Source organism: Kitasatospora sp. NPDC048239, from assembly GCF_043202015.1.
Classification (GTDB): domain Bacteria; phylum Actinomycetota; class Actinomycetes; order Streptomycetales; family Streptomycetaceae; genus Kitasatospora.
In genome coordinates this window covers 200,131-226,261 of sequence record NZ_JBICZP010000011.1, presented here as the reverse complement: position 1 = coordinate 226,261, position 26,131 = coordinate 200,131, and the positions used below count along the sequence as shown (strand labels likewise).

The 26,131-nt window shown below is 74.5% G+C and carries 19 protein-coding genes; 9 read left to right on the top strand and 10 right to left on the bottom strand.

Annotated features, from left to right (window positions below; all coding sequences use genetic code 11):
- The first annotated feature begins 15 nt into the window (after window positions 1-15).
- The 7 genes from ACGFZP_RS27320 to ACGFZP_RS27290 all read left to right on the top strand — a co-directional run bounded on the left by ACGFZP_RS27320 (window position 16) and on the right by ACGFZP_RS27290 (window position 7,439).
- Entirely contained in the window at window positions 16-333 is a 318-nt protein-coding gene (locus ACGFZP_RS27320) for a PAAR domain-containing protein (protein WP_392938016.1), read from the top strand.
- On the top strand, window positions 333-755 hold the full coding sequence (locus ACGFZP_RS27315) for a GPW/gp25 family protein (RefSeq protein ID WP_392938014.1): 423 nt from the start codon (window positions 333-335) through the stop codon (window positions 753-755). Before ACGFZP_RS27320 ends, ACGFZP_RS27315 begins: the two co-directional genes overlap by 1 nt.
- Entirely contained in the window at window positions 755-2,716 is a 1,962-nt protein-coding gene (locus tag ACGFZP_RS27310) for a putative baseplate assembly protein (RefSeq protein WP_392938012.1), read from the top strand. The genes ACGFZP_RS27315 and ACGFZP_RS27310 overlap by 1 nt, the downstream gene beginning before the upstream one ends.
- Complete coding sequence (locus tag ACGFZP_RS27305; protein WP_392938010.1) at window positions 2,713-3,285, top strand: phage tail protein; 573 nt, start codon at window positions 2,713-2,715, stop codon at window positions 3,283-3,285. The genes ACGFZP_RS27310 and ACGFZP_RS27305 overlap by 4 nt, the downstream gene beginning before the upstream one ends.
- Window positions 3,286-3,650: 365 nt before the next feature.
- Window positions 3,651-4,415 carry a zinc ribbon domain-containing protein gene (locus tag ACGFZP_RS27300; protein WP_392938009.1) on the top strand — a complete coding sequence of 255 codons (765 nt, stop codon included), beginning with the start codon at window positions 3,651-3,653 and terminating at the stop codon, window positions 4,413-4,415.
- 175 nt (window positions 4,416-4,590) lie between these two features.
- Complete coding sequence (locus ACGFZP_RS27295) at window positions 4,591-6,279, top strand: S8 family serine peptidase (protein WP_392938007.1); 1,689 nt, start codon at window positions 4,591-4,593, stop codon at window positions 6,277-6,279.
- Between the two features lie 152 nt (window positions 6,280-6,431).
- Entirely contained in the window at window positions 6,432-7,439 is a 1,008-nt protein-coding gene (locus tag ACGFZP_RS27290; protein WP_392938004.1) for an MsnO8 family LLM class oxidoreductase, read from the top strand.
- An 87-nt stretch (window positions 7,440-7,526) separates the two neighbouring features.
- On the opposite strand, the gene ACGFZP_RS27285 is transcribed toward ACGFZP_RS27290, so the two are convergent.
- The 9 genes from ACGFZP_RS27285 to ACGFZP_RS27245 form a co-directional block, all read right to left on the bottom strand.
- Window positions 7,527-9,173, bottom strand: a complete 1,647-nt coding sequence (locus tag ACGFZP_RS27285; protein WP_392938001.1) for an amidohydrolase — start codon at window positions 9,171-9,173, stop codon at window positions 7,527-7,529.
- Window positions 9,170-10,648, bottom strand: a complete 1,479-nt coding sequence (locus ACGFZP_RS27280) for an APC family permease (RefSeq protein WP_392938000.1) — start codon at window positions 10,646-10,648, stop codon at window positions 9,170-9,172. Before ACGFZP_RS27280 ends, ACGFZP_RS27285 begins: the two co-directional genes overlap by 4 nt.
- 151 nt (window positions 10,649-10,799) lie before the next feature.
- A complete protein-coding gene (locus tag ACGFZP_RS27275) occupies window positions 10,800-11,708 on the bottom strand; it encodes an Lrp/AsnC family transcriptional regulator (protein WP_392937998.1) in 909 nt (302 codons plus the stop codon).
- 67 nt (window positions 11,709-11,775) lie between these two features.
- On the bottom strand, window positions 11,776-13,839 hold the full coding sequence (locus ACGFZP_RS27270) for a SpoIIE family protein phosphatase (protein WP_392937995.1): 2,064 nt from the start codon (window positions 13,837-13,839) through the stop codon (window positions 11,776-11,778).
- A 220-nt stretch (window positions 13,840-14,059) separates the two neighbouring features.
- The gene (locus ACGFZP_RS27265) at window positions 14,060-15,229 is read right to left on the bottom strand and encodes a serine hydrolase domain-containing protein (protein ID WP_392937992.1); all 1,170 of its coding nucleotides are present in this window, start codon (window positions 15,227-15,229) and stop codon (window positions 14,060-14,062) included.
- 222 nt (window positions 15,230-15,451) lie between these two features.
- On the bottom strand, window positions 15,452-16,912 hold the full coding sequence (locus tag ACGFZP_RS27260) for a GH1 family beta-glucosidase (protein WP_392937989.1): 1,461 nt from the start codon (window positions 16,910-16,912) through the stop codon (window positions 15,452-15,454).
- A 28-nt stretch (window positions 16,913-16,940) separates the two neighbouring features.
- Window positions 16,941-17,777 carry a carbohydrate ABC transporter permease gene (locus ACGFZP_RS27255; protein WP_392937987.1) on the bottom strand — a complete coding sequence of 279 codons (837 nt, stop codon included), beginning with the start codon at window positions 17,775-17,777 and terminating at the stop codon, window positions 16,941-16,943.
- Window positions 17,778-17,782: 5 nt separating this feature from the next.
- Window positions 17,783-18,724, bottom strand: coding sequence for a carbohydrate ABC transporter permease (locus ACGFZP_RS27250; protein ID WP_392937984.1), 942 nt, complete (start codon window positions 18,722-18,724; stop codon window positions 17,783-17,785).
- Window positions 18,725-18,753: 29 nt separating this feature from the next.
- The gene (locus tag ACGFZP_RS27245; protein ID WP_392937981.1) at window positions 18,754-20,043 is read right to left on the bottom strand and encodes an extracellular solute-binding protein; all 1,290 of its coding nucleotides are present in this window, start codon (window positions 20,041-20,043) and stop codon (window positions 18,754-18,756) included.
- A gap of 237 nt (window positions 20,044-20,280) precedes the next feature.
- On the opposite strand from ACGFZP_RS27245, the gene ACGFZP_RS27240 reads away from it, so the two are divergent.
- A complete protein-coding gene (locus tag ACGFZP_RS27240; RefSeq protein WP_392937978.1) occupies window positions 20,281-23,172 on the top strand; it encodes a glycosyl hydrolase in 2,892 nt (963 codons plus the stop codon).
- Between the two features lie 124 nt (window positions 23,173-23,296).
- Here the strand turns inward: ACGFZP_RS27240 and ACGFZP_RS27235 are convergent, their stop codons facing one another.
- On the bottom strand, window positions 23,297-24,355 hold the full coding sequence (locus tag ACGFZP_RS27235; RefSeq protein WP_392937975.1) for a LacI family DNA-binding transcriptional regulator: 1,059 nt from the start codon (window positions 24,353-24,355) through the stop codon (window positions 23,297-23,299).
- A 215-nt stretch (window positions 24,356-24,570) separates the two neighbouring features.
- Between ACGFZP_RS27235 and ACGFZP_RS27230 the strand changes: the two genes are divergently transcribed.
- Window positions 24,571-25,992, top strand: coding sequence for an amidase (locus tag ACGFZP_RS27230; RefSeq protein WP_392937973.1), 1,422 nt, complete (start codon window positions 24,571-24,573; stop codon window positions 25,990-25,992).
- The last annotated feature ends 139 nt before the right edge of the window (window positions 25,993-26,131 follow it).

Below are 26,131 nucleotides of genomic sequence, written 5' to 3'. Positions count from 1 at the left end.
CCCGAGGAGCCCCCGATGCCAGCCGCAGCCCGTACCGGTGACCCCACCAACCACGGTGGCCGGATCGCGACCCCGCCGCCCGGCACCGCCGCGCAGGTGGCGACGGTGCTGATCGGCGGCCAACCCGCCGCGGTGGTGGGCAGCCTGCACGTCTGCCCGGTGCCGCCGCACGCGGCCCTGGGGCCGGGCAACGTGCTCATGCCCAGCCCGTCGGCGGTCGCCGGGGGAGTGGTGCTGATCGGCGGACTGCCCGCCGCGCGGGCCCGCGACCAGACGGCCTGCGGTGCGATGGTCCTGACCGGCGCCCCGAACGTGCTGATCGGAGGCGTGTGATGGGCGAACGGTTCATCGGGCGCGGCTGGGCGTTCCCCCTGCGGGTCGGGCCCACCGGCGGGATCGCCATGGTCGAGCGGGAGCGGGAGCTGGAGGAGGCGATCCGCCTGGTGCTGGGCACCGCGCCCGGCGAGCGGCCGATGCGGCCCGAATTCGGCTGCGGCATCCACGAGTACGTCTTCGCCCCCGGCGACGGCGGCACCGCCGGGCGGATCGCCCGACAGGTGCGCGAGGCGCTGGAGCGCTGGGAGCCCCGGATCGCGGTGGACGAGGTCGTCGTGGCCTTCGACGCGGTCGAGACGGCCACCCTCTACATCGACGTGCGCTACACGGTGCGCACCACCAACGACCGGCGCAACCTGGTCTTTCCCTTCTACACGATCCCCTCCGAGGAGGGGGCCGAGGAAACGGTCGCGGACTGATGGCCCTGCCCTCCCCCAACCTGGACGACCGACGGTTCCAGCAGCTCGTCGACGAGGCGAAGCGGTACGTGCAGCAGCGCGCCCCCGAGTGGACCGACCACAACGTCTCCGACCCGGGCGTCACCCTCATCGAGACCTTCGCCTACCTCGTGGACCAGCTGCTGTACCGCCTGAACCGCGTCCCGGACAAGAACTACCTGGCCTTCCTGGACCTGCTGGGCATCAGGCTGTACCCGCCGTCGGCCGCCGTCGCCGACGTCGACTTCTGGCTGTCGGCACCCCAGCCGGAGACGGTGACGCTGCCCGCGGGCACCGAGGTGACGACCGCGGCCGGCGAGACCGAGGAGGCCGTGGTCTTCGCCACCACCGACGACCTGCGCATCGTGCCGAGCGAGCTGACCAGGCTGGTCACCGCGCCCCGCACCGGTGAGCAGACCGACCGGACGGGCGCGCTGGCCGAGGGCCGGGACATCCCGTGCTTCCAGGCCGCGCCCGAGCCCGGCGACGCGCTGCTGTTCGGCCTGCCGACGGCGGTGCCGCGCTGCGTGGTGGCGGTCCGCCTCGACAGCCGTGTGGAGGGCGTCGGCGTCGACCCGCGCCAGCCCCCGCTGGTGTGGGAGGCGTGGGACGGCGGCCGGTGGCAGCGCTGCGAGACCGGCTCCGACAGCACCGGCGGGCTGAACCGGCCCGGTGAGGTCATCGTGTACGTCCCGGCCGGGCACACGGCGTCGCTGGTCAGCGGGACCCGCGCGGGCTGGCTGCGCTGCCGGGTCACCGAGGCGGAGCCGGGCCAGCCGTTCTACTCGGAGTCGCCGACGGTGCGCGAGGCCGCCGTCTTCACCGTCGGCGGCACGGCGGAGGTGGAGCACGCCGAGCGGGTGTCCGACGTACCGCTCGGCGTGTCGGAGGGGGTGGCGGGGCAGTCCTTCCGGCTCGGCCGCCCGCCCGTGCTGCTCGACGGGGAGCCCCCGGTGGTGGAGGTGTCCTCGCCGGACGGCTGGCAGCGCTGGGAGGTGGTCGAGCACTTCGGGCGCTCGGGGCCGGCCGACCGGCACGTCCGGGTGGACGCCACCACCGGGGAGTTCGCCTTCCCGCCGGTGCTGCGCGAGGCCGACGGCACCCTGCGCCCGTGCGGGGCCGTGCCGTCCAAGGGCGCCCGGATCCGGGTGGCCCGCTACCGCACCGGCGGCGGCCCGGCGGGCAACGTCTCCCGCGGCGCGGTCTCCGTCCTGCGCAGCTCCGTCCCGTACGTCGCCCGGGTCGTCAACCGGGAGGCGGCGCGCGGCGGTGTCGCCGGGGAGACGATCGACAACGCCAAGCTCCGGGCGCCGGAGACGCTGCGCATGCAGGAGCGTGCGGTGACCGCCGAGGACTACGAGATCATCGCCCGGCAGGCGGCGCCCTCCGTACGCCGGGTGCGCTGCCTGCCCGACCGGGACGCGGGCCCGGGCGCGGTCCGCGTCCTGGTGGTGCCGGACGCGGTGGCCGACGAGGGCGACCGGCTGCGCTTCGAGCAGCTGATCCCCTCCGACCAGGTCCTCGCCAGGATCGCCGGGACCCTCGACGAGCGGCGCCTGATCGGCACCCGGCTCGTCGTGGAGCCGCCCGTCTACCAGGGCGTCACCGTCGTCGCCCGGCTCTCGGCGCCGGCCGCGGACGCCGACCGGGTGCGCGACGCGGCGCTCGGCGCACTGTTCCGGCACCTCGACCCGTTGCGCGGCGGTCCCGACGGTACGGGCTGGCCGTTCGGGCGGCCGGTGCAGTACGGGGAGGTGTTCGGCGTGCTGCAACGCGCCGTCGGGGACGTGCTGGTGGAGGAGATCCGGCTGTTCGCCGCCGACCCGGTCACGGGCCGGCGCGGCGCCCCGGTCGACCGGATCGAGGTCGGCGCGGGCGCGCTGGTCTTCTCCTACCAGCACCAGGTGGTCGTGACCGCACGGGAGCCGGAGGTGCGCGGATGAGCCGGGCCGCAGTGCCGGGCCTGCCCAGCCGGCATCCGATCGGCGACCAGCTGCCTGCGCTGTACGCCGACGACGACTTCGCGCAGCGGTTCACGGCGGGGCTGGACACGGTGCTGGCCCCGGTGTTCACCACCCTCGACAACCTGCCCTCGTACTTCGATCCGCGGCTGGCCCCGGCCGACTTCCTGGCCTGGCTGGCCACCTGGGTGGGCGCGGCCGACGACCCCCACTGGCCGGTGGAGCTGCGGCGCGAGGCGGTGGCCCGTGCGGTGGAACTGCACCACCGGCGCGGCACCCGGCGCGGCCTGGTCGAGGCGCTGCGCCTGGTGCTGGGCGTGTCCGCCCAGGTCAGCGGGGACGGCGGGGCCGCCTGGTCGGGCACGGCCGGTGCCGCGCTGCCGCCCGCCCCGGCCGACGAGGTGCTCGTACGGGTGTGGCCGCGGCCCGGGGGAGCGGCGTCCGAGGTGGACGCGGACCGGGTCCGCTCACTGGTCCGGAGCCTGTGCCCGGTCCACACGGTCTGCCGGGTGGAGGTCCTGTCGGGGCCGCCCGTGGATGAGGAGGGGTGACGGCGATGCGCGAGTGTCCCGTGTGCGGGGCGTCCAACGGCCCGACGGACGGCTTCTGCGGCAACTGCGGCTCCTACCTGGGCTGGTCGGACACCCCGACCGCCCCCGCCGCCCCGGCACCCCCGCCGCCGGGCACCGCGGCGACGCCGGCCGCCGACCCCGCAGTTGCCGAGCCTCCGGCCACCGACCCGCCGGCTACGCCCGCCGCGCCGCAGGCATCCGTCCCGAAGGCATCCCCGCCACCCGAATCCCCGTCACCTGCGGCCGCACCACCCGCAACCCCGCCACGCTCAGCCCCGCCACGCTCAGCCCCGCCACGCTCAGCCCCGCCATCCGACTCCCCGCCATCCGACTCCCCGCAGCCCGTGCAGCCCGCGAAGGCCGTCGCGCCACGCCCGGTCGTACGGCCCGTCCAGGTGGACGAGGACGGCACCGGGGTGCCCTGCCCCTCCTGCGGCACGCCCAACCCGCCCGACCGCCGCTTCTGCCGCCGCTGCGCGACCCCGCTCACGCCCGGCACCGCCCCGCCGCCCCTGCCCTGGTGGCGGACGATCTGGCCGCTGCGCCGCCGCACCCGGGCCGGCTCGGGCCGGACCACGCGCTTCCTGGTGGTCCTGGCCGTGGTGCTGGCCCTGGGTGCGGGCGGCTTCCTGCTGCTGCCGGCCGGCCGGAGCCTGTTCGAGGACACCCGGGACAAGCTGGGCAAGAGCAAGGCGGTCACCCCGGTCCGCGTGGAGGCGAGCGCCGAGGTGCCCGGCCACCCGGCCGGCGACGCCACGGACGGCCTCAGCAACCGCTACTGGGGCGCGCCCGGCCCGGGTGCCTCGGTGACGTACACCTTCGCCAAGCCGTTCCGCCTGGTGGCCGTGATCGTCACCAACGGCGCCTCGACCTCGCCCGAGGACTACGCCCGCGAGGGCCGGGCGCTCCAGATCGAGATGGAGGTGACGGCGTCGGACGGCCGAAGGACCGTCAAGAGGCTTGCCCTGAGCGACAAGCCCGGTCCGCAGACCTTCCCGACCGGCATCAGCGACGCCACCTCGATCCGGCTGACCCTCGACGCCCCCGCCGGCCTGGACGGCGACCGCCACCTCGCCCTGGCGGAGCTGGAGTTCTTCCAAAGGAGCTGAGGCCCGGCAGGGCGACCGGGCCGCCGCCCGAGAGCCGCCGGGTACCGCTTGACGTCGCCCGGACCTGGAGAGACGCTGTCCGTATACGGCCTAAGTGTGAGCCGTATACGGACAGTCGAAAGCGCACGACCCACCGTCGCGAGCTCCCGGCGCTGACCCGACCGCTGGAGCGATCATGTCGACCACCCACTACGTGGCGCTGCCGGACAGCTCCCGCGTTCCGCTCGGCGGAGCGCGGGTCATCGGACCGGCCCACTCCCAGACACCCATGACCGTCACGGTCTACCTGCGGCGCGCCCCCGACGCGCCGGCCCGGCCGGACGTCTACGAGCTGGCGCTCCAGGCGCCGACCCGACGCACCGTGCCCACCGACGACCAGTACACCGCCACCCACCGGTGGCTGGACACCGACCTCAAGGCGGTCGAGGACTTCGCCGCCGCGCACGGCCTCAAGGCCGACGACCCCGACCCGTTGGCCCGCAGCATCCAGCTCACCGGCACCACCGGGGACGTGGCCGACGCCTTCCAGGTGACGCTGGCCCGCTACCGCTTCCAGGACGCCGACGGGAACCCCCGGACCTACCGCGGCCGGGAGGGCCAGATCTTCGTCCCCGCCGAGCTGGACGGCATCGTCACCGGCGTCTTCGGCCTGGACGACCGGCCGATCGGCTCGCGACTGCTGATCCGCCGGGCCGCGGACACCATCCCGGTCGCGCACGCCACCCCGACCGTCCGCCCGGGCGCCTTCCTCCCGCCGCAGCTCCAGGCGCCGTACGCCTACCCGGCCGGCACCGACGGCAGCGGGCAGTGCATCGCCGTCCTCGCCTTCAACGGCGAGACACCGCCTGGCATCCCGTCCGGCGGCTACTCGCTCAAGGCGCTGCGCAACTACTTCGTCAACGTCCTGCACCAGGACATGCCCGACATCACCAACGTGGTGATCCCGGGCGTCGGCACCCCCGGCAACGACCCCGGGCAGGACGCCGACTTCGCGACCGCCGACACCAGCGGCGAGATCATGCTCGACCTGGCGATCGTCGGGGCCCTCGCGCCGAAGGCGAAGATCGTCGTCTACTTCAGCACCTTCACCGAACAGGGCTGGGTGGACCTGGTCACCCGGATCGTCAACGACACCGAGAACCGGCCCGCGGTGATCTCCTCCAGCTACGGCAACCTGGAGGCGGTCCCGGGCGGCCGGTGGTCGCCCGCAGGGATGAAGCGGGTGGACGCCGCCTTCGCCAACGCCGCCGAGCGGAACATCAGCATCTGCTGCGCCTCGGGCGACGACGGCTCCCGCGACCAGGCCGACGACGAACGCGCCCACGCCGACTTCCCGGCGTCCAGCCCGCACGTGCTCGGTATCGGCGGCACCAGTCTGGTGGTCGACCACGGGCAGGTCGTCAGCGAGCTGTGCTGGGACGACGGCCCGGGCAGCCGGACCGGCGGCGGCATCAGCGAGTTCTTCCCGGTGCCCGCGTACCAGGCCGCCAGCCTCGTACCGCCCTCGATCAACCCGCCGCACCGCCGCGGGCGCGGCGTGCCCGACGTGTCCGCACTGGCCGACCCCCGCACCGGCGTGGTCATCCCCAGCATCGACGGCGTGCACTTCAACCAGATCGGCGGCACCAGCGCCGCCGCCCCGATGTGGTCCGCCCTGCTCGCCCGGATCAACCAGGCCCTGCCCGGCTCCGCCCAGGTCGGCTTCCTCAACCCGCTGCTCTACGCGAAGTTCGCGACCGGCGTCCTGCGGGACGTCACCCGGGGCAGCAACGGGGCCTTCGCCTCCGGGCCCGGCTGGGACCCGTGCACCGGCCTCGGCAGCATCGACGGCCAGAAGCTCCTCGACGGCCTCAAGGCCCTCTGAACCACCTCTTCGGCCCGACAGGCCGGTGCGGGGCGTACTGCGGCGCCCCGCACCGGTGCGTGCGGCCCGCACGGGGGCACCGGACGCCGCCCGGACGGACGGCTCCGACCGCGCGGGGAATGGGATCCCCGCGGGTGATCGTTACAGCCCAGGTGACCACCACCGCGCCGGCGCTCCGCCTCTCCGTACTGGACCGCTCCAGGACCAGGCAGGGGGAGGATCCCGCGCGGACGCTGCGCGAGACGGTGGCGTTCGCCCAGCAGACGGAGCAGCTGGGCTACCACCGCTTCTGGGTGTCGGAGCACCACGGCGTGCCGGGGGTGGCCGGTTCGGCGCCGACGGTGCTGGCCGCGGCGGTGGCCGCCGCCACGACCAGGATCAGGGTCGGGACGGGCGGCGTGATGCTCCCCAACCACCAGCCGCTGGTGGTGGCCGAGCAGTTCGGGGTGCTCGCCGCACTCTTCCCCGGCCGGATCGACATGGGGTTGGGCCGCTCGGTGGCCTTCACGGACGGCGTCCGGCGGGCCCTCGGCCGGGACAAGGACGCCGCCGACCGCTTCCCGGAGCAGCTCGCCGAGCTGCTGGGCTACTTCGACGGGTCGCCGCGCACCCACCGGGACGTGCACGCCCGGCCCGCCGAGGGGCTGCACGTCCCGGCGTTCGTCCTGGCCACCGGCGCGGGCGCCGACATCGCCGCCGCCGCCGGGCTGCCGCTGGTCATCGCCGCCGCGCACGGGCCGGACCGGATGCTCGCCGCCATCGACCGCTACCGGGCCCGGTTCCGCCCCTCGGCACAGGCGCCGCACCCCTACGTCGTGGTCTCGGGCACGGTGGCGGTGGCCCGCAGCACCGAGCAGGCCGGGGAGCTGCTGGTCGCCGAGGCCTGGTCGAGCGCCTACGCCCGCACCCACGGCGAGTTCCCCCCGCTGCTCCCGGCCGGGGAGGTCCTGAACCGGGAGATGAGCCCGCGCGAGCGGGCCGCCTACCAGCAGGCGCTGGGCGGGCACATCGCCGGCACCCCGGCGCAGGCCGCGGCCGAGCTCCGCGCGCTGATGGAGCGCACGGGGGCCGACGAGTACCTGGTGACCACCAGCACCCACGACCGGGCGGCGCTGCTCGACTCCTACCGGCTGCTCGCCGAGGCGGTCCGGCCGGGCTGAGCCGGGTTTGAGCCGGGCTGAGCCGGGTTTGGGCCGGGCCTAGCCGGAGGCCCGCCGCGGCCGGGGCGGCGGCAGCGGGCCCGGCCGTCAGCCGGCCCGGTGGACGATCTCGCCGCCGACCACGCCGAGGTCGACCCGGGTGTCCAGGATGGCCTTCGGGTCCAGCGTGAAGAGGTCCTCGGAGAGCAGCACGAGGTCGCCCAGCTTCCCGGGGGTGATCGAACCCAGGCCGTCCTCCAGGAAGTTGGCGTAGGCGCTGCCCAGCGTGTAGCCGCGCAGGGCGGTGGCCAGCGAGACGGTCTCGTCGGGCACCCAGGGCTCGCCGCCGGCCAGGCCCTGGCGGGTGACGGCGGTGTAGAGGCCGACGAGCGGGTCCATCTCGGCGACGTTCCAGTCGCTGGAGAAGGCCAGCACCGCGCCGGCCTGCTGGAGGCTGCGCATCGGCCAGGCCTTGGACCAGCGCTGCTCGCCGACGGCCGCGGCCCAGTCGCGGCCCGGTCCGGCGATGTCGGGCGAGCAGTGCCGGGGCTGCATGCAGGCGACCACGCCGAGTTCGGCGAAGCGCGGCACGTCGGCGGGGTCGAGGCACTCCACGTGGACCACCTGGTGGCGGGCGTCGCGGGCGCCGTTGACCCGGCGGGCGTGCTCGACGGCGTCCAGCACCGTCCGGATGCCGCGGTCGCCGGTGGCGTGCACGAAGGCCTGGAAGCCGGCCGCGTCCAGGCCGGCCAGCACCTCGGCGAACTCCTCGGCGGGGTAGAAGGTCTCACCGCGGTGGCTGTGGTGGCCCGCGTAGGGCTCCAGCAGGGCGGCGGTGTGCGGCTCCACCACGTCGTCGATGTACAGCTTGAGCGGACCGACCCGGAACCGGTCGCCGTCGTGCCGGCGGGCGGCCGCGGCGAACTCCGCAAGCTCCGCCGCGGTGGTGCCGCGCGGGTGGAACAGCGCGGCGACCAGCCGTGAGCGCAGTCGGCCCTCCGCGATGGCCCGCTCGAACAGGGCCAGGTCGTCGAGGGAGTTCTGCGGCTCGACGACGGTGGTCAGCCCGTACCGGGCGGCCATGTCGAGGCTGGCGCAGAGCCGGCCGTACTGCCGGTCCGGGTCGGCCCACGGGACGCCGGCCGCGCGCAGCGCCCGGTGGCCGTCGCGGGAGAGGCCGCGGACGGCGAAGTCGGTGAGGAACCCGGTCGGTTCGCCGGTGGCCGGGTCCTTCTGCACGGTGCCGAAGGCGAGTTCGCCGGTGGCCGCGGTGATGCCGAGGCGGCGCAGCGCCGCGGTGTTCAGCCAGGCGGTGTGCACGTCGTAGCTGAGCACGAAGGCGGGCCGGTCGCCGGTGTACGGGTCGAGGTCGGCGGCGGTGGGCATCCGCCCGCCGGGGATGGCGGAGTAGTCGAAGGCCTCGGCCTCGACCCAGTCGGCGGTCGGGTTGCGCCGCAGCCAGTCGGTGATCCGGCGGCCGATCCCTGGCAGGTCGGCCGCGCCGGCCAGCTGGACGCAGTCCGTGTCGGAGCCCAGCCGGACGTGGTTGTGGCTGTCGACGAAGCCGGGCACCAGCAGGCGTCCGCGGGCGTCGACGACCTCGGTGCCGGGGCCGGCCAGGTCGCGCCAGCCGTCGCCGTCGCCGACCCAGGCGATCCGGCCGTCGCGGACGGCGACCGCCTCGGCCCGGGGGCGCCGGTCGTCCACGGTGTGGACGTGGGCGTTGTGGACGATCAGTTCGGCGGGGCGGTTCACGGCTTCTCCGAGACGGTGGCGGCGGTGGCGGCGGTGGGGAGCGGGCTGCCGTGGTCCGGCCGCCCGGCGGGGTCGTCCCGCCCGTCCCGCCCGTCCTGCACGGACTGGTCGGCCGGGAGGCTGAGCACCCAGTGGGTGGCGCTGCGCGGGCGCAGGTAGAGGAACCAGTAGAGGACCCCGACGAGCAGCACCGCGAGGGTGATCAGCAGGTCCCGGCCGGCCTGTTGGGTGAGCGTGTAGCCGAGGACCAGGGTGGTGAGGACGGGGGCGAGCGGCCACAGCGGCATCCGCCAGGCGCCGGTGGAGCGGTGGCGGCCGCGCCGGGCGGCGAGGGCGGCGACCCCGAGCAGCAGGTAGATCACCGCGACGACCACGCCGGTGAAGCCGAGCAGCGCGCTGATCGGGACGGTCAGCGCCAGCACCGCGCCGGGCAGCCCGATGGCGAGGGTGGCCACCCAGGGCGAGCCCCAGCGCGGGTGCAGCGTGGCGAGGGCGCGGTTGACCGGGTCGGGCCAGGTGCGGTCGCGGGCGGAGGCGTAGAGCACCCGGCCGTTCTGGATCACCATCACGATGACGGCGTTGAGGATGGCGGCGGCGATGCAGAGGCTGACGAAGGTGCCGACCGTGCTGCCCGCCCAGGAGTCGACGATGGCGACCAGGTCGCCCGTCGCCAGCTGGTCCGGGGAGGCGACGCCCAGGCAGATGGCGATCACCGGGACGGTGATGACGAGGACCCCGGCGAGCAGCGACCACAGGACGGTCCGGGCGACCGAGCGGCGCGGGTCGCGCAGGTCCTCGGAGAGGTAGACGGCGGTGCCGAAGCCGTTGTAGGTGAAGATCGCCACGGCCAGCCCGGAGATCAGCAGCCCGAGGGTGAAGGGGCTGGTGCCGCCCTGGCCGTCCGGGACGACCGCGTGCACCAGGGTCGAGGCGGGCTGCTGGATGTGGGTCAGGCCGAGCACGGTGACGACGCCCGCGGCGAGGACTTCGAGGCCCAGGAAGACACCGGTGATCAGGGCGTTGGACTTGATGTCCAGGACGCCGACCGCCACGGCGAGGGCCATCACGGCGCAGCCGGCGACCGCCGGGTCCAGCGAGAGCACCGAGCCGAGGTAGTCCGCGGTGCCGAGCGCGATGATCGGCGGGATCACCAGCAGCGAGACGATCGAGATCACGAACACCAGCCAGCCGGCCAGCCGGCCGAGCACCTGGCCGACGATCGAGTACTCGCCGCCGGCGCTGGGCACCAGGGTGCCGAGCTCCGCGTAGCACAGGCCCACCCCGAGCGAGAGCACGGCGGCCACCAGCAGACTGATGACCGCGCCGCTGCCCTGCGACTGGAGCAGCGGCGGCACGACGATGAACAGCGACGACGCGGGCGTCACACACGACAGGGTCAGCAGGACCCCGCCGAAGACGCCCAGCGAGCGCGGCAGGGCCGCGACCGCGGGCGGTGGGGGAGGAGAAGACGTCATCGGGGGACCGGATCTCTCGCGGGGGAAGGTGTCCGGCCATTGAAGGCGAGGCGAAAAGAACGCGTCAAGGGCGTCTTGGTATCGTTCCGCCTGTCAAATGTTTCCGACTCGGCGAATCATTTGTGCGATGGAATCCAGGCGAGTGAAGCGCCTACCGGATGGGCAGATCGTAGGTGTAGGACTCCTTGACGATCCCCAGGTGGAACCAGGACTCCGAGCGGCCGACCCCCGGCAGACCGCGCACCGCCTCCAGCCCGGTGAGCAGCGCCGACCGGTCCGGGGCGTCCAGCCCGCAGACCACGTCGAAGCGCCCGTAGCCGGTCGCCACGTAGTTCACCCCCGGCAGCGCGGCGGCCGCCTCCGCGACCGCCCGGACCGGTCCCAGCACCCCCAGGCCCACCCCGGCGGCCTCGCGCACGCCCAGCGCGCGCGACTCCACCAGCCCGGTCACGTGCACTGCGCCCACCTCCAGCAGCCGCAGCACCCGCGCCCGGGTGGCCGGCTGGGACAGCCCGATCCGCTCGGCCAGCGCGGCGAAGCTGGCCCGTCCGTCGAGCTGCAGCAGCCCGAGCAGCCGGCGGTCCGCCTCGTCCAGTACGGGCGGCGGACCGGGCCGCACCCCCGCGACCTCGGGGGAGTAGGCGTCCCGGACCAGCTCGGCGCAGCGGAACACCTCCAGCCCGCGCACCCCGGGCGCCGCCCGCAGCGCCGCGAACTCGCGCTCCAGCGCGGCCGCGTCGGCCACCCGGACCTCCGCGATCACCCCGTGCGGCCCGGCCGTGCAGGAGACGAAGCTGGTCGCCCGGCGCCCGGCCGCCACCGCCGCGACCGGCCCGCTCGGACCGGACACGTCCAGGGACACATGGGCGACCGCCTCGATCCCCGCGACGGCGGGCGGCACGATGCCGACGATCCGCACCTCGCCGTGCTGGAGCAGCCGCTGTACCCGGGCCCGCGCCGCCTCCCGCGAGATGCCGAGGAGCTCGGACAGCCGCTGGTAGCTGACCCGGCCGTCCCGCTGCAGTTCGCGCACCAGGGCGGCATCGGTGGTGTCGAGCACGGGGAGCTCCTGGGGGGCGGGGCGAAGGATCCAGGCAATCTACCCGCACCCGGTCGACCGCCGCCGGTCAGCCCGGGTGCGGCGGACCGGGTACGGCCGGCGACGGCGGGGGGCCGGCCCGGAAGGCGATCAGGGCGATGTCGTCGCGGGCGTCCGGGACCTCCGCGAGCAGCTGGTCGCAGAGCTCCCCGAGCGGCAGGCCGTGCCCCTCGTCGGCGGCGTCGGCCAGCCGCGCCAGACCGGCGGCCAGGTTCTCGCCGGGCACCTCGACCAGCCCGTCGGTGTACAGCAGCAGGGTGTCGCCGGCCCCGATCACGGACTCGTGGGTGTGGCGCGCCTCGGCGGGGGCCACACAGAGCGGCAGATCGGCCTCGTCCGTGGTGAGGAACCGGGCGGGCCCGTCGGCGGGGACCAGCAGTGGCGGCGGGTGCCCGGCGTTGGACCAGGCCGCCTGCCAGCCGCCGCCCCCGGTGCGGGCCAGGTGCAGGTGGATCGCGGTGGCGAAGGCGGCGACACCGAGCCCGTCGGCGGCGGCGTCCAGCTCGGCGAGGGCGTAGGCGGGGGTGTGCAGATGGGTGCGGTTGTAGGCGATGGACCGCAGCATGCTGCGCAGCTGGCCCATCGTGGTGGCGGCGGTCAGGTCGTGGCCGGCCACGTCGCCGATGGTCAGCGCGAGGGAGCCGTCGGGCAGCACGAAGGCGTCGTACCAGTCGCCGCCGACCTCGGCGGCGCGGTTGCCCGGCTGGTAGCGGGCGGCGAGCTCGGCCCCGGGCACGGCAGGCGGGGCGGTGAGCAGGGCCCGCTGGAGGACGAGCGCCGCATGCCGGGTGCGCTGCAGCTCCAGGGTCTGGCGCAGCGGCGCCTGGGCGCGCTGCAGCACCTCCTGGAGCAGCTCGATCGTGGCGCGGCCCGGCGGCGGGGTGCCGTCGCACCCGGCGGCCGCGGCCAGCGCGACGGTGGCGCCGTCGATGACGATCGGCAGCAGGGTGAGGCTGGTCGCGCCGGCCCGGGCGAGCCACCGGGATGACTCCGCGGGGACCAGGCCGGGCGGCACCCGGTCGGGCGTGAAGGTGAGAACCACGGGGTTTCGGTCGGCCACCACCCGGCGGGCGGCGGGGCCGAGCACGAAGGTCTGCTGGCGCAGGGCCGGCAGCGGCGGCAGACCGGGCCGGGCGAGCGAGGCGATCCGGATGCCGCGGATCTCGTCGGGCTGCGAGGAGTGTTCCCGCCCGGAGAGCAGGAACACGGTGCAGGCGTCGGTGAGGTCGGGGACCACCAGCTCGGCGACGGCCGCGAAGGCGTCCTCGGCGCGGGTGGCCTCGGTGACCGCGACCGCGCGGGCGAGCAGCCGCTCGCGCAGCCGGTTGCGCCACCGGTCCTCGATGTCGGAGGTGGCGCCGATCCACTCCACCAGCCGGCCGTCGCGCACGATCGGCACCGCCCGGGCGGCGATGTGGCGGTACTCCCCGCCGGCGGTCCGCACCCGGAAGGAGTGCTCGAACATCGACGGCTCGCCCTCCGCCGCCTCCAGCCAGCGCCGGGCCAGGGCGTCCCGGTCCTGCGGGTGGATGAGCTCGAACCACTCCTCGTCCATGGTGTCCCGCCAGGGGTGCCCGGTCAGCTCCTCCCAGCCCGGGACCAGCTCCACCATCGAGCCGTCCGCGCGGGTGAGCCAGACCAGCTGGGAGACCGCCGACATCAGCGCCTCGTAGCGCTGCAGCGCGTGCAGGCGCTCGGTCGACAGCTGCTCGGCCTGGTGCGCGGAGTGCACCTCGGCGGTGGTGTCGATCGCGGAGACCAGCACGCCGGGGCCGAACCGGGAGGAGACCGGCGAGCAGCTGTAGACGAAGTGCCGGTGGCCTTCCGGGTCCTCGTGCGAGGTCTCCACGGTGCGGGGCGTGGTGACCTGGCGGGCCGTCCCGTCGGTGAGGACCAGGTCGAGGGATTCCAGGAACCGGTTCACCCCCGGCTCGGTGAACAGCTCCCGCATCGGTCGGCCGGTCGGCCGCGGACCGAACAGGGCGAGGAAGGCGTCGTTGCGGTACACCAGGATGTGCTCCGGCCCCGCGGTCAGGGCGATCGCCACGATGGCCCGGTCGAAGACCTCCGGTGTCAGCTGAGGCTCGGCCACCCGTCTCGTCCCCTTCGGCGGTGCAGTCGCGGCGGCACGCGCAGCGCCCCGGCCGCTCGGCGATCGGCGGCCGGGAGCCGATCAGCGGTGATCGACGGCGGCCTCCCCCCGCACGCTACCGGCGGACCGGGGCGCAGACGGGCCGCACCGCCGCTCGGCGGTCCGACGTGTCGCAACCGCCGGTCCGGGGCGGGCCGCCGCCTCGCCCCCGTCCGGTACCTCAGGCCGTGGTGGCGCGGGCGGCCTCGGCGGCCCGGACCACGGCCGCCGCCAGCCGGTGGTTCTCCACGGCGCCGCCACCGTCGCCGAAGCCGAAGCGGCGCCGGGTGTAGCTGTAGCCGACGCCGCTGCGCGGATCGGCGAAGGACTGCGCGCCCACCGCGCCGCTGTGCCCGAACGCGTCGCGGCCCAGGAACGGGTAGCGGGAGTGCTGCGCCTCGAAGCCGAGGCCGAAGTGGTCCTGCTCGCCGGTGACCAGGTCGGTGCCGAACGTCCGGGCCGGGCCGAACTCGGCGACCGTCTCCGGGGTCAGCAGCGGCGCCCGGCCGTCGACCTCGCCGATGGCCGCCGCGTACATCGCGGCCAGCCCGCGGGCGGTGCCGACGCTGCCGGCGGAGGCCGGGCCGAGGGCGCGCACCGCACGGGTGTTGGCGAACTCCACCAGGTCGGTGGGCGGGGTGGCGTTGAGGTTGAAGGCGATCCCGGTGAGGCTGTCGGGGGCGGGCGCACCGGCCGCGGCCAGCGCCTCCTGCTCCGGGGTGAGCCGGGCGGCCTGGACCGGGAGGTAGCGCGGCTCCAGCTCCACCGGCAGGCCGAGGTGGAAGTCGAGGCCGTACGGGGCCCGGATCCGCTCCTCGAACAGCTCCTGGACGGAGCGCCCGGTGCGGCGGCGCACCACCTCGCCGGTGAGCGCGCCGATCACGAAGGCGTGGTAGCCGTAGCCCGTCCCGGGCTCCCAGTACGGCTTCTGCCCGGCCAGCCGGGCGGCGAGCAGCCGGTCGTCCGCCAGCTCCCGGAAGGTGAAGCCGCCGTCGACGCCGATCAGTCCGGCCCGGTGCTCCAGCAGCTGCCGCAGGGTGAGGCCGCCCTTGCCCTCGGCGGCGAACTCCGGCCAGTGCCGGGCCACCCGCTCGTCGAGGTCGAGCACGCCCTCCTGGACCAGCAGGGCGACCACCAGGTGGGCGGCGCCCTTGGCCGAGGAGAACAGCGCGAACAGCGAGTCGGCCGTCACGCCCTCGCCCGTCCAGAGGTCCACCACCCGGCGGCCGTCGGCGTAGGCGGCCAGTTGGGCGCCGAGGTCGGAGCCGGCGGCGGCCACGGCGGCGAACTCCTCCCGCACCTGCTCGTAACCCGGTGCGACGCTCCCGTGGACGACGGCACTGCTCGACATCTGCTCCCCCTCGATGACGGACCCGGCGCGGTGGGCCGGGCTCGGTGGCGCCGGTGCGGCGACCACGGAGGGGATGCCACCCCCCGGTCGCCGACCTGCCGGTGCGTCAACCCCACCTGCCCCAGGAGTATTCCCCCGTCCCACCGCTGCGGGCCGTGTTCCACCAAGGCGGGGCCCGTTCCACCGCCGCGGGCCCCGGGCCGGCCGACCCCGGTGCGCCGCTCAGCCGGGCAGCCGCCCGGTGCGGACGACCTCGGCGTACCAGTGCGCGCTGTCCTTGGGGGTGCGGCGCTGGCTGGCGAAGTCCACGTGGACGATGCCGAACCGCTTGCCGTAGCCGTACGCCCACTCGAAGTTGTCCAGCAGCGACCAGAGGAAGTACCCGCGCACCGGGGCGCCGTCGGCGATCGCGCGGCGGACGGCGTCGAGGTGGCCGTGCAGGTAGGCCACCCGCTCGGGATCGTGCACCGCCCCGGACGGGTCGGCGTAGTCCTCGTAGGCCGCGCCGTTCTCCGTCACCAGCAGCGGCAGGCCGGGCAGGTCGTCGCGCAGCCGGGTCAGCAGCTCGTACAGCCCGTCGGCGTCGACCGGCCAGCCCATCGCGGTGCGGCTGCCCTCGGCGGGGAGGAAGCGGACGCCCTCGTCGGCGGGCCACGGCGAGCGCTCGCCCTGGTGGCCGTCCTGGCGCGGCGCCGGGGCGGCCGGGTCGTCGGCGGCGACCACGGTGGGGGTGTAGTAGTTGAGGCCGAGCGAGTCGATCGGCCGGGAGATCTCGGCGAGGTCGCCGTCTTGGACGAAGGCCCAGTCGGTGACGTGCGCGGTGTCGGCCAGGACGTCGGCGGGGTAGCGGCCGTGGAACACCGGGTCCAGGAAGATCCGGTTGGCCAGGCCGTCGATCCGGCGGGCGGCCCGGGCGTCCCCGGGGTCGGCGGTCAGCGGGCGGACGGCGGCCAGGTTGAGGGTGAGCGACACCTGGGCGGCGGCCGGGAGCCGCTCGCGCAGCACGCCGGTGGCGAGGCCGTGGGCGAGCAGCAGGTGGTGGTGGGCGGTGAGTGCGGCGGCCGGATCGGTGCGGCCGGGTGCGTGCACACCGTTGCCGTAGCCGAGGAAGGCGCTGCACCAGGGCTCGTTGAGGGTGGTCCAGGTCGGGACGCGGTCGCCGAGCCGGTCGGCGGCCAGCGCCGCGTACTCGGCGAAGCGGTACGCGGTGTCCCGGGCCGTCCAGCCGCCCTCGTCCTCCAACTCCTGGGGCAGGTCCCAGTGGTAGAGGGTGGCGACCGGGCCGATGCCGCGGGCCAGCAGCTCGTCCACCAGCCGGTCGTAGAAATCCAGGCCGGCCGGGTTGGCCGGGCCGCGGCCGCCGGGTTGGACGCGCGGCCAGGCGAGTGAGAAGCGGTAGGCGCCCAGGCCGAGTTCGGCCATCAGCGCGACGTCCTCGCGGTAGCGGTGGTAGTGGTCGGCGGCGATGTCGCCGGTGTCGCCGTTGCGGACGGCGCCGGGGCGCCGGCTGAAGGTGTCCCAGATCGAGGGAGTGCGGCCGTCCTTGGCGGCGGCGCCCTCGATCTGGTAGGCGGCGGTGGCCGCACCCCAGACGAATCCGGCGGGGAACCCGGAGCGGGTCGGAGCGGTGAGGGCGGTGGAGGTGTCGGGGTCGGTCGGGGAGGTGGGGGCTTCGAGGGTCATGTCGCCTTCCTTGGCGGTGAGTCGGGCGTCAGCCCTTGACGGCGCCCTGCATGATCCCGCCGACGATCTGGCGGCCCAGCAGGCCGAAGACCAGCAGGACGGGCAGGGTGCCGAGGAGGGTGCCGGCCATGATGACGGACTGGTCGGGGACGTACCCCTGGCCGAGGGACTTCAACGCGACCTGCACGGTGGGGTTCTGCGAGCTGAGGGCCACGATCGGCCAGAAGAAGTCGTTCCAGGTGGCCATGAAGGTCAGCATGCCGAGCACGGCCATTCCCGGCCGGGCCGCCGGCAGCACGATCGAGCGGAAGATCCGGAACAGCGAGGCGCCGTCGACCCGGCCGGCCTCGATCAGCTCGTCGGGCAGCGCCTGGACGAGGAACTGCCGCATGAAGAACACCCCGAACGCCGAGACCAGCGAGGGCAGGATCACCGAGGGCAGCCTGTTCTGCAGGTCGAGCCGGACGATCAGCATGAACAGCGGGATCACCCCGAGCTGCGGCGGGATCATCATGGTGCCCACGGTGACCGCCAGCAGCAGGCCGCGGCCGCGGAACCGCAGCTTGGCGAAGGCGAACCCGGCGAGGGTGGAGGAGAGCACCACCCCCGCGGTGACGGTGCCGGAGACGAGCAGGGAGTTGAGCAACGCGGTGCCGATCGAGGCCTGTTGGAGGGCCTCGCCGAGGTTGTGGAACAGGCTCGGACCGGGTGTGAGGGCCGGAGTGGCCGCGCTGAGCTCGGAGTTGGACCGGCTCGCGGCCACCACCGTCCAGTAGAACGGGAAGACGGACACCAGCGTGGCGACGGCCAGCACGGTGTAGGCGAGCGGGCCGCCGTGCAGCGGGGAGCGTCGGGTGGAGCGCATGGCGGTCACCGGTCCCTTCGGCCGGCCCGGGCGGCGATCGCCGCGTTGGCCAGGGCGAGTACGACGATCAGCAGGAACATCACCCAGGCCACCGCCGCGGCGCGGCCCAGGTGGAAGAAGCTCCAGCCCTGCTCGTACAGGTAGAGGCCGAGGGTCTGGTACTGGTGGGAGATGCCGCCGGAGGCGTTGCCCTCGTACAGCAGCGGTTCACCGAACAGCTGGGTGGCCCCGATGGTGGAGACCACCACGGTGAACACGATGGTCGGGCGCAGGCCCGGCACGGTGACGTGGCGGAACTGCTGCAGGCGCGAGGCGCCGTCCACCGCCGCCTGCTCGTACAGCTCGCCGGGGATGGACTGCATGCCGGCCAGGTAGATCAGCGCGTTGTAGCCGGTCCAGCGCCAGGTCACGATCGCGGAGACGCCGAACTGCGAGGCCCAGGTGTCGGCCTGCCAGTCCACCGGGCTCAGCCCGACGCTGCCCAGCAGCCAGTTGATCAGCCCGTAGTCGCGCCCGAAGAGCTGGGCGAAGACCAGGGTGGCGGCGGCGACCGAGGTCGCGTACGGCATCAGCATCGCCACCCGGAAGAAGGTGCGGCCGCGCAGCCGGTAGTTGAGCAGATGGGCCAGACCGAGGGCGATCAGCAGCTGCGGGACGGTGGAGAGCACGCCGATGGTGAAGGTGTTGCGCAGCGCGTTCCAGAAGAACGGGTCGTCCAGCAGCCGGGTGTAGTTCTGCAGCCCCAGCCAGTCCATCCGGTCGGAGGTCTGCAACTCGACGCGGTGCAGGGAGACATAGGCGGTGTAGAGCAGAGGGAAGAGGCCGAAGGCGGCGAACAGGACGAAGAACGGCGCGACGAAGCCGTACGGGGCGAGCCGCCCGGACCGGCGCGGGCGGGCCCCGGCCGGGCGGGCCGCGGGCAGCCGGGCCGAGGTGGTGGTGGCCATGGAGGTCCCTTGGGGTATCCGGCGTACCGTCAGTTGCCCACGGCCTTGCGGACGGTGTCCAGCGCGTGCTTCCAGGCGGTGTCGGGCGCGGTGCCCGTCCGCTCGACCTCGCCGAGGGCGTCGGTGAAGGCCTTGCCGATCACGCCGTCGTCCACGCCGAGCACCTGGACCGGCATGTTGGCGGCGGACTCGCTGAAGATCTCGCCGATCGGGGCGTTGTTGAAGTACGGGTCCTGGACGCCCTTGATGGCCGTCTGCGCACCGGTGGAGGACGGGAAGGAGCCCTGCTTGGTGAAGAGCGTGGTCTGCTGCTCCTTGGCGGTGAGCCACCGGATCAGCTCGGCCGCCTCCTTGGGGTGCTTGGCGCTCTTCGGGACGGTCAGGTACGAGCCGCCCCAGTTGCCCGTCCGGCCGGGGCCAGGGGCGATGTCCCAGGTGCCCGAACCGGCCGTGCCGGCCTGGCCCTTGATGTAGCCGATCATCCAGGCGGGGCAGCTGAGGGTGGCGAACTTGCCCGTGGTGAAGGCCTTGTTCCACTCCGGAGTCCACTGCGGCAGCTTCGCGGAGAGGCCGTCGGCGACCAGCCGGGTGGCGTCCGCCCAGGCGCTCTGCACGGCCGGGTTGCTGTCGTGGACGGGCTTGCCGGCCTCGTCGGCGTAGCGGACCTTCTGCTGGCCGACCTCGGCGGTGAACACGCCCGCCGCGCTGTCCGTCCAGGTGTTGCCGGCGGCGGCCTTGGCGGCGTACTGCCGGCCGAGGTCCAGATAGCCCTGCCAGGTCGACCACTTGGCGGCCAGCTCGGTGCGGTCGGTGGGCAGGCCGGCGGCCTTGAGGAGGTCCGTGCGGAAGCAGATCGCCTCGGGGCCGATGTCGGTGCCGGCGCCCAGCACGCGGCCGTCGGCGGCCTTCACGGCGGCGCCCTTCCAGGGGACCAGGTCGTCGTTGACCGCGCCGAGGCCGAGGGTCCTGAGGTCGGTGAACTTGTCGGCCTGCTTCTGCAGCAGGCCGGCGGCCCGGCCGACCTCGACGCCCTGGATGTCGGCGAGGCCGCCGCCGCCCGCCAGCTTGGTCTGCAGGGCCTGCCAGTACTGGGCCTCGTCCTGGGTGTCGGTCTGCTTGACGGTGATGCCGGGGTGCAGCTTCATGTACTCCTCGTAGAGGCCGCTCTCCTTGAACCCGAAGGTCCCGAAGAGGTCCACGGTGAGGGTCACCTTGCCGCCGGCCGCGGTGTCCGCGGAGCCGCCGGAGCTGCCGCAGGAGGTGAGGAGCAGGGCGGCCGCGAGGGCGGCGGAGCCGACGGCGACAGAGCTGGGGCGCATGGAATCTCCTTGAGAGCGCTCTCAGTGATGTCGGGAGACTGCCCGCCGGGTAGCCCGGCCGTCAAGACCCTGAAACCTGAACGTAACCGAGGGGGTTGTGGCGACCTTGCCTTCGAGACCTGAATGCATCGGATCCGGTCGGGCCCGTTGACACCCCCTCACCGACCCCTCTACCGTCCGATCGCTGAGAGCGCTTTCAATCCACCCCTCCATCCCCCACCCCGAGGTGGACCACTCATGAAGCACCGCCCTCTGCGCAGACCGGCCGCCGCCGTGACCGCGCTCGCCCTGGCCGCCGCGGTCGCCCTGACCGCCCTGACCGGGGCCGGAAGCGCCGCCGCCGCGGCGACCGTCCCGGTCGGACTCGGCGGCTACAGCGACAGCCGCCCGGCCGGCACCGTCGGCCCGAGCAACTCCGACGGCGCCCCCGTCACCCCCAAGGTCACCGCCCGGATGGCCGGCCGCGCCGCGCCGACCAACGACTGGTGGTCCTCGCTGATCTACCAGCGCTACGCGGGCAACCCGTACTCCGAGAACATGTACGCCCACCCGTTCACCTTCAAGGCGCAGGCCGCCGGACTGGAGGTCGGCTACCCGACCACGCCGACCGTCACCCCGGACGGCCGCCAGTACGACTTCACCCACACCCGGGACCTCACCCTCGGCGTGGCCGGGCTCAACTCCCCGGACACCAGGGTGGACGGCTGGTCCGACTGGACGGTCACCCCCTCCTGGTCGGACGGCGCGCACACCTTCACCGCGACCATCGGGCACGGCCTGCCCTACGTCTACGCCCACGCCACCGGCGGCGCCGCGCAGGTCACCGCGGCCGGCGCCCCCACCGTCTTCGCGGACCAGGGCAACGTCCTCGGCGTCACCGTCGGCGGCCACCACTACGGCCTGTTCGCGCCCACCGGCACCGACTGGACGGTCAACGGCACGACGCTGACCGCCGCCCTGGGGGCCAAGGACTACTACTCGGTGGCCGTCCTGCCCTCGCCGGGCGACCTCGCGCTGTACCGCGACTACGCCTACAGCTTCGTCACCGACACCAGGGTCGGCTGGCAGTACCAGGCCGCCGCGGGCACCCTCGCCACCACGTACACCGCCACCACGACCCCCCAGGAGGGCACCCGGACCGGCACCCTGCTGGCGCTCTACCGCCACCAGTGGACGGCCACCGCGGACCAGCTGACCGCGCTCACCTACACCTCCCCGCGCGGCCTGATGAAGGTCCGCCAGGGCGACGGCTTCACCACCGTGCAGAGCGTCAACGGCGTACTGCCCTCGCTGCCGGACGCAGGCGGGACCGACCGGACCGCCCTGGGCGCCCTGGTGCGCCAGGCGGCCGACGCCGCCGACCCGTTCCAGGGCGCCACCGACACCTACTGGACCGGCAAGGCGCTCGGGCGGCTCGCCCAACTCGTGCCGATCGCCGACCAGTTGGGTGACTCCGCGACCAGGGACAAGCTGCTCGGGCTGATCAAGGGCCGACTGCAGGCCTGGTTCAAGGGCGGTGGAGCGACCGGCTTCGCCTACGACGCCGGCTGGAAGACCCTGATCGGCTACCCCGCCTCCTACGGCACCGACGCCGAACTCAACGACCACCACTTCCACTACGGGTACTTCGTCCAGGCCGCCGCCACGGTGGCCCGCTACGACACCGCCTGGGCCGCCGACGCGGCATGGGGCGGGATGGTCAAGCTGCTGGCCAAGGACGCCGCCAACGCCGACCGCGGCGACACGCGCTTCCCGCTGCTGCGCAACTTCGACCCGTACGCCGGCCAGGGCTGGGCCTCCGGCCACGCCGCCTTCGCGGCGGGCAACAACGAGGAGTCCTCCTCGGAGTCGCTCAACTTCAGCTCCGGGCTGATCCTCTACGGCTCCGCCACCGGCGACGCGGCCCTGCGCGACCTCGGCATCTACCTCTACACCACCGAGGCCAACGCGGTGCAGCAGTACTGGTTCGACGCCGACCACAGCGTCTTCCCGGCCTCCTTCGGGCACGACACCGTGGGCATGGTCTGGGGCAGCGGCGCGGCCTACTCGACCTGGTGGACCGCCGCCCCCGGCATGATCCACGGCATCAACGTGCTTCCGGTGACGGGCGGTTCGCTCTACCTGGCGCGGCGCAAGGATGCCGTCACCGCGAACCTGAACGAGCTGCGGGCCAACAACGGCGGCACGTTCACCGACTGGCGGGATCTGCTCTGGGAGTTCCAGGCGCTCGCCGACCCGGCCGCGGCCAAGGCCAACTGGGAGGCGGGGAAGGACGGTTACACCCCCGAGGAGGGCGAGTCCAAGGCGCACACCGACCACTGGATCCGCAACCTCGCCGTGCTCGGCACCCTGGATCCGGCCACCACGGCGGACAGTCCGACCGCGGCCGTGTTCGCCAACGGCGCCGTCCGGACGCACGTGGCGCACAACTACGGCACCACCGCCCGCACCGTGCGGTTCTCGGACGGGTACAGCCTGACGGTGCCGGCCCGTTCGACCGCCAGTGAGCGGGGCTCCTTCCAGGACGGCGGGACGGGCGGGGCCTCGCCCTCGCCGACGGGCTCGCCGACCGCCTCACCCTCGTCGACGGCCTCGCCTTCCCCGACCGCGAGCCCGACGGTGCCGTCCTCCACCGGGAACACCTTCTACCTGCAGGCCTCCGGCGCGCTCACCACGGCGTACGGCTCCGGCGCGGCGGTGGACACCCTCCCCTCGGCGGGCGGGGCCAACCACGACGGCACGCCCTACCAGGCCAGGAGCTACGAGATCCGCAATGTCACCGGCACCCTGCGGCCGGGCGCCGGCACCGACTTCGACCTCTTCGTCGACGCCGGCGGTGCCGTCGGGCTGGGCCAGCAGGCCCGGGTCTCCTACGACCTCGACGGCGACGGCACCTTCGACCGGGTCGAGACCTACCGCTACTTCGCCACCGACCCGGTGGACGGCTGGGAGCGGTACTCCGGGGCGGGCGCCGGGCCGGTCTCGGCCACCGGGACGGCGGGCAACCTCGTCCACGGCACGGTGCGGCTGGAGGTCTGGTCGGCGATCGGCAGCGCGCCGGCCCGGCTGAGGGTGGCGGCCACCCAGGCGCAGGGCAGCCAGTCCGTCCTGCGCATTCCCTACAACTGACCGGTAACCCAAGCCTGTTCGGGCCCCGGCCGATGACCTCGGCCGGGGCCCTTCGGGCGGGGCCCTTCGGGCGGGCGCCGCGGGCCCGGCCCGGGCCCGCGGTCTCCCGAGGAGGGTCCCGGACTCAGGCCGAGCCGCGGTGCACCAGGTGCACCGGGGTGATCACCGAGGTGGGCCCGCCCACCCGCAGGCCGGGGCCGCCCGCCGCGGTGCCGTGGTCCTGCGCCAGCCGGCGCAGCAGCAGCCGGGCCATCAGGCGGCCCATGCCCTCGATGTCCTGCCGGACGGTGGTGAGCGGGGGCTCGGTCCAGGCCGCGATCGACTCGACGTCGTCGAAGCCGACCACGGCCACGTCCTGCGGCACCCGGCGGCCTGCCCCCCGCAGTACCCGCAGCGCACCCGAGGCCATCGCGTCCGAGGCGGCGAACACCGCGTCCAGATCGGGTCTGCGGGTGAGCAGCTCGGCCATCGCGCGGCCGCCGCCGTCCGGGGTGAAGTCGCCCTCGGCGATCAGCGCCGGATCCCCGTCGGGCAGCAGGTCGCGGTATCCGTCGAGGCGGTCCACGGAGGAGGTCTGGTCGAGCGGGCCGGTGATGGTGGCGATCGCCGTCCGGCCGAGCGCGGCCAGGTGCCCGACGGCCAGCCGCGCACCGCCGCGGTTGTCGCTGTCCACGTAGACCAGTTCGCGTTCGGACTCCGCGCCCGGCCAGCCCGGCCGCCCGCCCACCACGAACGGCAGGCCCACCCGGCGGGCCATCTCGGGCAGCGGGTCGGCCCGGTGCAGGGAGAACAGCAGCGCCCCGTCCACGTGGCCGCCGGCCAGGTAGCGGCCGACCCGGTCGTAGTCGCGCTGGTCCTCGATCAGCAGCAGCACCATCTGGTTGTCGGCGTCGGACAGTTCGCGGCCGATCCCGCGCAGGTGCTGGGCGAAGAACGGGTCGGAGAAGAGCCGGCTCTCCGGCTCCGCGACCACCACCGCGACCGCCTGGTTCCGCCGGGTCACCAGGGTGCGGGCGGCCAGGTTGGGCGCGTACCCCAGCTCGTCCACCGCCCGCTGGACCTTCTCCCGCAGCGACTCCCGGACCCCGGCCCCGCCGTTGACCACCCGGGACGCGGTGGCCCGGGAGACCCCGGCCCGTTCGGCCACCGACTCCAGTGTCGGCCGCGCCGTGTGCTCCGCCACCCTGGGCTCCTCTCCCGGAAACGCTTCGCCCCCAGAGCCTATCCGGATACCGGGCGCGGCGTGAGAGCGCTCCCAGAACTGTTTGGGGGAAACCGGCCGCGCTCCGCCCCCGCACCGGGCGGCGCCGGGCGGTGCGGGGTGTCGGCCGCCCTCGCGCGCCCCTACACTGCTGAACGCGCACGGTATTACCAGCCGGTAGGGATGAGGGAGTTCGCATGGCTGACAAGCGGATCCACGCATTCGGCGACGACGCGTTGGGCGAGCACGACGCCGTGGCGCTGGCGGAGCTGGTGCGCACGGGCAAGGTCGCTCCCGGGGAGCTGGCCGCCGCCGCTGTGGAGCGGGCCCGGCAGGTCGAGGCGGAGCTGGCGCCGGTCGCGTACGCGGTCTACGAGCAGCCGCGCAGCGCCCAGGCCGGCGCGGGCGGTGCGCTGTTCGGCGTGCCCACCTATCTGAAGGACAACGTGGACCTCGCGGGCCTGCCGACCGGGCAGGGCAGCGCGGCGTTCCAGGCCCGCCCGGCGCGGCGCAACGCCGGGTTCGCGGACCAGCTCCTGAGCACCGGCCTGGTGGTGCTGGGCAAGACCAGGCTGCCGGAGTTCGGCCTCAACGCCTCGACGGAGTTCGCCGACGCGCCGCCGGTGCGCAACCCGTGGAAGCCCTCGCACTCGCCGGGGGCCTCCTCCGGCGGTGCGGCCGCCCTGGTCGCGGCCGGCGTGGTGCCGATCGCCCACGCCAACGACGGCGGCGGCTCGATCCGGATCCCGGCGGCCTGCTGCGGACTGGTCGGCCTGAAGCCGACCCGCGGGCGGACGGTGGCCAACGGCCAGGGCAAGCGGCTGCCGATCGACCTGGTCACGGACGGCGTGGTCACCCGCTCCGTCCGCGACACCGCCGCCTTCCTCGCGGCGGCCGAGCGGCACTACCGCAATCCCGCACTTCCCCCGCTCGGGCTGGTGGAGGGCCCGGGGGAGCGGCCGCTGCGGATCGGGCTGGTGCTGGACTCGCCGATGGCCACCACCGACGAGCAGACCCGGCGGGTCGTCGAGGAGACGGCGGCACGGCTGGAGGGGATGGGGCACCGGGTCACCCCCGCGGCGCTGCCGTTCGGGGCCGAGTTCGCCCGGGACTTCACGCTGTACTGGGGCTACCTCGCCTTCCTGATCGCAGCCACCGGCAAGCTGGTGCTGGACCGCGGCTTCCAGGCCCGGAAGCTGGACGGCCTCACCCTCGGGCTGCGCCGCCGCTACCAGCGCGAGTTCCTCCGGACACCGGGCGTGCTGCGCCGGCTGCGGCAGGCGGAGCAGACCTACGCGGGCCTGTTCCGCGAGCACGACGCGATCCTCTCGCCGGTGCTGGCGCACGTGGCCCCGCCGATCGGGCACCTGAGCCCGAACGTCGCGTTCGAGGAACTGCTGGACCGGCTGAACCGCTATGTGGCCTTCACCCCCGTCAACAACGTGACGGGCGGCCCGGGGATCGCCCTGCCCGCGGGGGAGGCGGCGAACGGCCTGCCGATCGGCGTCCACCTCTCGGCGGCGCACGGGCGGGAGCAGGTCCTGCTGGAGCTGGCCTTCGCCCTGGAGGCGGAGCGGCCGTGGCGGCGGATCCAGGACCTGCAGGACGCCCGGACCTGAGCCGCCCGGCCGGAGCCGCACCCGCCGCCCCGCACCCGGCCGAGGCCCTAGAGACAAACCGCGGCGCCCTTCGTATTCTCGCCCGCATGAGGTTATCGCGAGCGCGACGAATCGGAACAACTCTTGCCGCATTCATCGG